Below are 6,777 nucleotides of genomic sequence, written 5' to 3' on the forward strand. Positions count from 1 at the left end.
GGCCCCCCCGGCCCCCGGGGGGGCCCCCCCCCCCCCCCCGGGGGCCCCCCCCCCCCGGCGGGGGGGGGGGGGGCCCCGGGGCGTGGAGGTGAGGTTGCGCGGCGGGGGCTTACGGGTGGGGGAGGTGTGCGGTGATGTCGGCGGCGGTCGTGGCTGGGTGGGCGAGGCCGCCGCGCAGCAGTTCCTGGGCGCTGTCGGAGTTCCCGGGCCGGGGGAGGGCGAGGACGGGGCGGCCGAGGGTGCGGGCGGCCTGTGCGACGGCGATCCCGGCCCCGCCGGGGGCGGATTCGCAGACCAGGGTGGTGTGGGTGAGGGTCGCGAGCAGGCGGTGGCGGGCGGTGTTGCGCCGGGACCGGTCGCGGGTGTCGGGCGACGGTGAGGCCCGCAGCGGGGGTGTGTCGGACAGGACGAGGCCCGTGGCGGCGACGGCGGCGAGCAGCTCGGGCTGGGGGCACGGTCGGTGGTCAGGGGGCCGGTCAGGATCGCCAGCGTGGGGGCGTGGGGCACGGCGGCGGTCAGCGCGGCGCGGGCGATGCCCCGGGACGCGGTCGCGGTGACGGTGACCGGCGGGGACGCGGTGGCGAGGTCGCGGGCGAGGCGAGTGGCGTCGGTCAGTCCCTGGGGGTGGCGCTGCGGTTCCCGGTGACGGCGACGGCGCGGGCCGTGAGCGCGGCGAGGTGACCGGCCCCGTGGGCCCACAGGGCGAGCGGGGCGGGCCCGGTGGGGGTGAGGCTGGTGGGCCATTCGTCGTCGCCGGGGCAGATCAGCCGCCACCCGGACGAGGTGTGGATGGCCAGGAGCTGGTCGGGGTCGAGGTCGGGGTGCGTGGCGGCGATGGTGTCCCAGACCGTGACCGGGCCCCGGACGACGACGTCGGCGTCACGGGCACGGTCGAGGGGCAGCGCGGTCAGGGCGGCGCGGGCGTGCCGCTGCGCGTCGGAACCGGTGGACATCGCGGGGAATCCTTTCGTCGCGGGGCACGGGGCCGGCCCGGCACACGCGGGCGCGGGGCCGGCCCGGTGGGGGTTAGCGAGGGGTGAGGACGGGGCGCAGGTCGTCGGCGCTGGTGACGATGCGGGCGGTGCCCTCGCGCAGCAGGGTGAGCGGACCGGCACTGAGCGGACTGGTGACCGGACCTGGCACGGCGAAGACGGGCCGGCGTAGGCGGAAGTGGGCGGCGAACGCGACGGCGAGCGGCACGTTGTCGTCGGCGCCGGCTTCGATCAGCACCGTGACAGAGGCGAGGGCGGCGAGCAGGTCGATACGGGCCTGGACCCTTTGTTGGGTGGGGAGGGCGCCGGGGGCGGCCGGGCTGAGGACCGCGCCGCGGGCCGCGACCGTGGCGAGGAGACGGTGCTCGCCGTCGTCGATGCGGGTCGGGATGTCGACGACGGCGAGGGCGGTGTGCCCGTGGGCGGCGACGGTGAGCGCGGTCGTCTCCGCGCCGCTCCCACCCGCGAAGGCGACGACCGTGATGGCCCCGCCTTGGGCAGGTGTCGCCAGGTCGGTGGCGAGGTCGGCGGCGACGGTGCTGCCGTAGTCGCTTCCTGGCGCCGCGCTGGTGACGGTCACCGCCCGGGACAGCAACCGGCTCAGATGGCCGCTGCCGTGGGCCCACAGGCCGACCGGCCCGCCGGGGATGTTCAGGGTGGCGGGCCAGTCCGGGTCGCTGGGGATGAGTAGGCGCCAGCCGATCCTGGTGGCGTGTTCCAGGACGCCGTCGGGGTCGAGGGTCCGGTGGTAGCCGGCGAGCCGGTCCCACACGGCGACCGGGCCGTGGCGACGGACCGCCTCGGCACGGTTGCGGTTCGGGGGCAGGGAGGTCAACGCGGCGCAGGCACGGCGGAGCGGGTCGGTCACCGTGATCCTTTCCAACATCGGGGGGCTGGTCTGTGCTCGGGCAGGCCGGCGGAAAGGGTGGGGCCGCACGGGGTGCAGGTGGGCTGCGGGCGGCCCTGCTCTTTCTCGGACGGGTCAGCTGCGGTCGAGGGCCGCGAACACGTCGGCGGCGTTGGTGATCAGCCGGGCGGAGCCGTCGCGCAGCAGGGCATGCGGGCCGGCACTGAGACGGGAGGTGACCGGGCCGGTCACGACCAGGACCGGGCGGCGGTACCGGTGCGCGGCACGGGCCGTCGCGAACGCCGCGCCCCACCGGCCGGACTCGACCAGCACGGTGGCGCGGGTGAGAGCGGCCAACAGCCGGACCCGGGCGGCCTGGTGGCCGAGGGTCGGTGCGGTGCCGGGCGGGGCCAGGCAGACGACCATTCCACTGTCGGCCACGTCCGCGAACAGGGTGCGGGTGTAGCGGGTGAGCGCCCGGACGGAGGTCAGGACCGCGATGGCGCGGTGGTGCGCCACGGCGACCCACAGGGCGGTGGTGTTGATATCGCCCACGAGCCCGCCGACGGCCACGGTGACAGGCTTGGCCGCGAGGGGGGTGGTGAGGTCCCACACCAGGTCACGGGTGACCCGCGTCCCGTAGTCGGTGCCGGCCACGGCACCGACGACCGTCACGGATCGGCGGGTCAACGCGGGCAGGTCACCGCTGCCGCGTACCCACAGCCCCACCGGAGCGCCGGCGGCGTCATCGAGGATGGTGGGCCAGCCGGGATCGCCCGGGATCAGCAGCCGCCACCCGTCCGCCGACGCGGAGTCGAGAAGCCGGGCCGGATCGATACCCGGGTGGTGCGGGGCGAGACGCGCCCAGACCTCGACCGGATCGGTACGGTCCGGGCCGTCGGAAAGCGGGGTGCGTGAGGGCAGGGCGGTCAGGGCGGCGCGGGCGTGCCGGGGGTCATCGTCAGGCATCGGAATCCTTCACACCGGGGCGGGGTGGGTGCACGGCCAGGGGGTCAGGGGGTGCGGGGGGAACGCCACGGCGGAGGGTCGCCGGGGCCGCTGCGCAGGAGCCGGCCGAGCGCGGTGTGCAACGTCCAGGCCTCGGGATGGTCTGTGATGCCGGGGAGGTCGAGGACCGTGGCGGCGAGCAGGGTCGTGAACGCGGCCTGCACCGCATCGCGCCCTGCCCCACCGGGGTCGTGGGCGGGCGGGACCGGGGGGACCCATCCGCCGGTGGCGGGCCCGCTGTTCCCCTCGCGGGGGGTGAACAGGAGCACGGCCGGGGCGCTGCGGGACGCGGGGGTGGTGGTGAAGACGGTGTCGGCGGGGAGGGTGAGCAGACCGCGCAGGATCGCGTCGCGGGGCGCGGTCGGGTGCACGGTGACCGTGAACGTGCCGTCCGCGTTCAGCCGGGCGCGCACCCGGCTGTCGGAGAAACGGGCCATCAGATTCCCTTTACGGTGAGGGTGCTCGGAGTTCCCAGGCCGCGGGAAAGCCGCCCACGGCCTGGGTGAGAGTCCGAAGCCGAATGCGGTGGCCTTAGCTGCCGGTCGACGCGCCGGCAGCGGCGGCGGAGGTGAGCGCGAGACCGGTGGGCGTGATCTGGAAACGCTTCGGCCGGCCCGGGAGGAGGGTGACCTCGCCTCGGCGTGCCATCGCCAGGCCGGCCGCGTTGATCGCTCCCGACGAACGGCCCGGGATTTCCCGACTGATCTCGGTCACGCTCATCGCGACGTCCGCGTGTGCGGCGAGCACGTCCAGGACCATCGCGGTGAGCGCGCCGGCCTGCAGGCGGGGTTTCCCGTCGGTGTTCACCGTCCGCCCCGCAGCCGACGCCGGAGCCTTCGGGGTGCGGCGTCGTACCGGCCGGGGCGGGGGTGCCACACCGGCCCGCACCGGGCAGTGCGACGCCGGGCAGGACCACGCCGCGCACCCCACCCCACCCGCCGGGACACCCCGACCAGCCGAAGCCGGGGCTGGGACGGGGCTCGGAGCGGGGTCGGTCAGCCCGTCTCCGGGCGCGGTTCCGGTGCCCGCGCCGGGCATCGCATCGACAGACGGCGCGGGCAGCGCGGCGGGATCCTCGCCGGGCGCTGATCGCCGTGCGGGTTCACTCACGGCCTCCATCGGCGTCACGGCGCCGAGATCCTCGCCCGGGTCGGCTGAGGGGTTCTGGACCGGCGGGTCCGCGCTGGGGACGTCCGGCGCTGTCTCGGTGTCCGCTTCCGGACCGCTGTCTCCCTCGGTGTTGGTGGGGGGCGTCGCGGGCGGTTCCTGCACGGCCCCGACACCGCCCTCGGCGGCGGGGCCTTCCTGCGCCGTCGCCGTGCCCACCGCGCCGGCCGGGTCGGCTGGGTCCTCACCGGGGTCGCCGGCCTGCACCGGGGTCGTGTCCTCCTCGATTGCTTCCGGCTGCTCCGCTTTCACGTCGGCGTCAGCGGCCTGGGCATGGTCGGCGGTAGCGGTGGACGGTTCGGGTGCCGAGTTGGGCGCTGCGCCGGGTGGGATGGTCTCCATGTCGGGGGCGGTTACTGGCTCCGGCGAGCTGTCCGGCGCCCCGCCGGCCTCGGTGATCACCGGCGGGTCGCCGTCGCCCTGGGCGTCGCTGCCGGCGGGTGTGTCGCTGCCGGCCGGTGGCTCGGTGAGCGCGGTGCTGTCCGGTGCGGGCGTGTCGTCCGGGGCAGGCGTGTCGTGCGGGGTGGGGATCGGCTCCCACTGCGCGGGCGTCCCCCGGGCCCCGGACCGCCGCGACGCCACGATCAGTCCCGTGTCCACCATCTGGTCCAACACCGGCCGCAGCTGCCCGACCGTCATCCCGGCCGCGACCCGTATCTCCGCCAGGGTCGCGGGCCCCTCATGATTCCGTAGGATCTCCAGGACACGCGCGGTGTCCGGATCGGCGGCGGATGTGTTCTCGTCGACCATTGTTCACAACCCCCATTGTCGGGTGCGTTTTCCGGGTGCGTGAACAGCTGTATCTCGATCCGAACGCATTCAGCCAGCCGTATCCACCGGCCATACCCAGTGACATGAATCACTGCCCATGGGATGCGCGGAACCCGTTGCTGAACCGAATCTGATCAAGTTACGGTGCCTGACGTTCCCGGGATTCACCGCCACACCAGGCGTGCAGGCCACCCGGGCGCGTTCCCCTCATCCCCCCCGCGTGGAGTAGGCGCCCGCGCGCCCCTTCGCGCCCCGCACAGAAACGGCTGCCCATGAAACCGACGCCGAACACGCGAATGGATCCACGGCTGGATCCGCCTTTCGACCTGGAGGCTTTCCTCGAGGGTCACGGATTCACGCGGACCAGTAGCAGCCCGGATGTCTACCGGCACGCCCACGTCGAGGTCGAGAACAACGGCGGACACCTGTACGTCCGCCGCTACACCTCACTGGGGCGCCGGCTCATCGACTGGGCGTGCGCCTACGGCCCCGGCGTACCACGCGAGCTGATCATCATGGCGGTCCTGGCCGCGTTCACACCCGTCCCCGTCCCGCAGGGCAACACCGGTACTTGGTCGGTCTGGGCCGCCGTTCCCCTCACCGTCGGTGTCGGGCTCTCCCACGACGCCGCCCGCGACGCCGCTGGCTGGCTCGGGGCCGAGGGCTGGCCCTACCTCACGTACCTGTCCGACGGCGACACCCCACCGGCCGGCGACCCGACCGCACACCCAGACTCATGATCACCGTTCTGGTGATTCCGGCGGACTCGACCCGCCTGACACGCCAGCACCGACTCGATCCCACCGATATACCCGCGATGGAAAAGCTCGTCGGTGGCGTCCTGCACCCGGTGAGCCTCACCGACCCGGAAAGCAGCCTGTATCTTCCCGCCGCCGATGCCCGGTTCCCGGGGCCGTGCAACATGCGCGCCACCGCGCTCGCCGCTTTCCACACCCGCCCGTCCCGGCTACCACGGACCATCCTGCGCGGCGATGCGATCCTCCCCGGCCCCACCACCACCGAAGGGCGGGACACCGACGTCCCCGACGAACTCGTCAGCCTTCTCGACAACCGCATGTTCCGCGTCCAGACGAAACAGCCCGACGCCCAGAAGTGGACCCGAGGTCGTCGCTACGTCGGCTTCGAACACGCATACGCCCAGACCTGCAACGCCGTCCGGGGGATACCGGACGACGCCATGCCCCTCATCCGCGTCCTCGGTGCCTCACCCGCCACGTCAGACAGAAAAGGAAACCGGTCATGATCCAAGTGTTGACGGTGCCCGCCGACCCGGCGGCCCCGCATGCCCTCACCGAGATGAACCCGACGAACCTGCGTGGATTCCAGACCCTCGTCGGGGGTTCGATCGAACGCGTCCCTCTCGCTTCCGCCGGGTCGCTGTGGGCGAATGAGGACGGCCTCGGGCTGCGCCTGCCGTTCAACGAGCGCGCGACCGCCCTCGCCGCGTTCCACGCCCCCAGGTTCACCTGGGACCTGCAGATCGCCGGTGACGTCTACCTCACCGGCCCCGTCGACGCCGACGGGCTGGACACCGACGTCCCCGACACCCTCGTCGCGCTCCTCACCGCCGAGTGGATCAGGCTGCAGGCGCGCCCGAACGGCGGGGACTGGGCGGACAACGGGACCTATCCCGGTCTGCTCGCCGCCTACACCGCCGTCTGGGAGAAGGCCGGGCTTCTCACCGAGTACGAGTCCGGGAAGCGCTTCGCCGTCTGCGCGGTCCCCATAGCCACCGCCGCCAGGCAGCCCACGGCTCGTTCCACCACCGGCGGTGAGGCGGTGTGGACCGTGTGGGGAGACCGCGTCGACCCCTACGCCGTCCGCCAGACCCGCGAGCAGGCCCAAGCCGCCGTCGATGCCGCAGCCACCGAAGGAGAGGACGGCGTGTACGCCGAGCACCCCGACGGCACCACCCTCGAACCCCCACCCACCCGATAGCCCCAGGCACCGGCGGCCCCGGTCTCCCGGGGC

The 6,777-nt window shown here is 74.1% G+C and carries 9 protein-coding genes; 4 read left to right on the plus strand and 5 right to left on the minus strand.

Going from position 1 to position 6,777, the window contains the following annotated elements; translation table 11 throughout:
- The first annotated feature begins 94 nt into the window (after nt 1-94).
- A complete protein-coding gene (locus MXD62_RS40955; protein ID WP_368862453.1) occupies nt 95-379 on the plus strand; it encodes a hypothetical protein in 285 nt (94 codons plus the stop codon).
- A gap of 232 nt (nt 380-611) precedes the next feature.
- Here the strand turns inward: MXD62_RS40955 and MXD62_RS26665 are convergent, their stop codons facing one another.
- The 5 genes from MXD62_RS26665 to MXD62_RS26685 all read right to left on the minus strand — a co-directional run bounded on the left by MXD62_RS26665 (nt 612) and on the right by MXD62_RS26685 (nt 4,764).
- Nucleotides 612-953 (minus strand): DNA-processing protein DprA, encoded by a 342-nt coding sequence (locus tag MXD62_RS26665; protein ID WP_248832165.1) that lies wholly within the window; start codon nt 951-953, stop codon nt 612-614.
- 73 nt (nt 954-1,026) lie between these two features.
- The gene (locus tag MXD62_RS26670) at nt 1,027-1,860 is read right to left on the minus strand and encodes a DNA-processing protein DprA (RefSeq protein ID WP_248832166.1); all 834 of its coding nucleotides are present in this window, start codon (nt 1,858-1,860) and stop codon (nt 1,027-1,029) included.
- A gap of 114 nt (nt 1,861-1,974) precedes the next feature.
- A complete protein-coding gene (locus MXD62_RS26675) occupies nt 1,975-2,808 on the minus strand; it encodes a DNA-processing protein DprA (RefSeq protein ID WP_248832167.1) in 834 nt (277 codons plus the stop codon).
- A 44-nt stretch (nt 2,809-2,852) separates the two neighbouring features.
- On the minus strand, nt 2,853-3,284 hold the full coding sequence (locus MXD62_RS26680; RefSeq protein WP_248832168.1) for a hypothetical protein: 432 nt from the start codon (nt 3,282-3,284) through the stop codon (nt 2,853-2,855).
- 94 nt (nt 3,285-3,378) lie between these two features.
- Nucleotides 3,379-4,764, minus strand: coding sequence for a MarR family transcriptional regulator (locus MXD62_RS26685; RefSeq protein WP_248832173.1), 1,386 nt, complete (start codon nt 4,762-4,764; stop codon nt 3,379-3,381).
- Nucleotides 4,765-5,081: 317 nt separating this feature from the next.
- Between MXD62_RS26685 and MXD62_RS26690 the strand changes: the two genes are divergently transcribed.
- The 3 genes from MXD62_RS26690 to MXD62_RS26700 all read left to right on the plus strand — a co-directional run bounded on the left by MXD62_RS26690 (nt 5,082) and on the right by MXD62_RS26700 (nt 6,744).
- A complete protein-coding gene (locus MXD62_RS26690; protein WP_248832169.1) occupies nt 5,082-5,525 on the plus strand; it encodes a hypothetical protein in 444 nt (147 codons plus the stop codon).
- 77 nt (nt 5,526-5,602) lie between these two features.
- Nucleotides 5,603-6,049, plus strand: a complete 447-nt coding sequence (locus tag MXD62_RS26695) for a hypothetical protein (protein WP_248832170.1) — start codon at nt 5,603-5,605, stop codon at nt 6,047-6,049.
- Nucleotides 6,046-6,744 carry a DUF3846 domain-containing protein gene (locus tag MXD62_RS26700; protein ID WP_248832171.1) on the plus strand — a complete coding sequence of 233 codons (699 nt, stop codon included), beginning with the start codon at nt 6,046-6,048 and terminating at the stop codon, nt 6,742-6,744. Before MXD62_RS26695 ends, MXD62_RS26700 begins: the two co-directional genes overlap by 4 nt.
- Nucleotides 6,745-6,777: the final 33 nt, after the last annotated feature.

The organism is Frankia sp. Mgl5 (assembly GCF_023242985.1).
Classification (GTDB): Bacteria; Actinomycetota; Actinomycetes; order Frankiales; family Frankiaceae; genus Parafrankia; species Parafrankia soli.

Excerpts from the sequence above, each read along its gene's own strand:
- MXD62_RS26665 (WP_248832165.1), bottom strand. The coding sequence starts at position 953 with ATGTCCACCGGTTCCGACGCGCAGCGGCACGCCCGCGCCGCCCTGACC.
- MXD62_RS26675 (WP_248832167.1), bottom strand. The coding sequence starts at position 2,808 with ATGCCTGACGATGACCCCCGGCACGCCCGCGCCGCCCTGACCGCCCTG.
- MXD62_RS26680 (WP_248832168.1), bottom strand. The coding sequence starts at position 3,284 with ATGGCCCGTTTCTCCGACAGCCGGGTGCGCGCCCGGCTGAACGCGGAC.
- MXD62_RS26685 (WP_248832173.1), bottom strand. The coding sequence starts at position 4,764 with ATGGTCGACGAGAACACATCCGCCGCCGATCCGGACACCGCGCGTGTC.
- MXD62_RS26690 (WP_248832169.1), top strand. The coding sequence starts at position 5,082 with ATGGATCCACGGCTGGATCCGCCTTTCGACCTGGAGGCTTTCCTCGAG.
- MXD62_RS26695 (WP_248832170.1), top strand. The coding sequence starts at position 5,603 with ATGGAAAAGCTCGTCGGTGGCGTCCTGCACCCGGTGAGCCTCACCGAC.
- MXD62_RS26700 (WP_248832171.1), top strand. The coding sequence starts at position 6,046 with ATGATCCAAGTGTTGACGGTGCCCGCCGACCCGGCGGCCCCGCATGCC.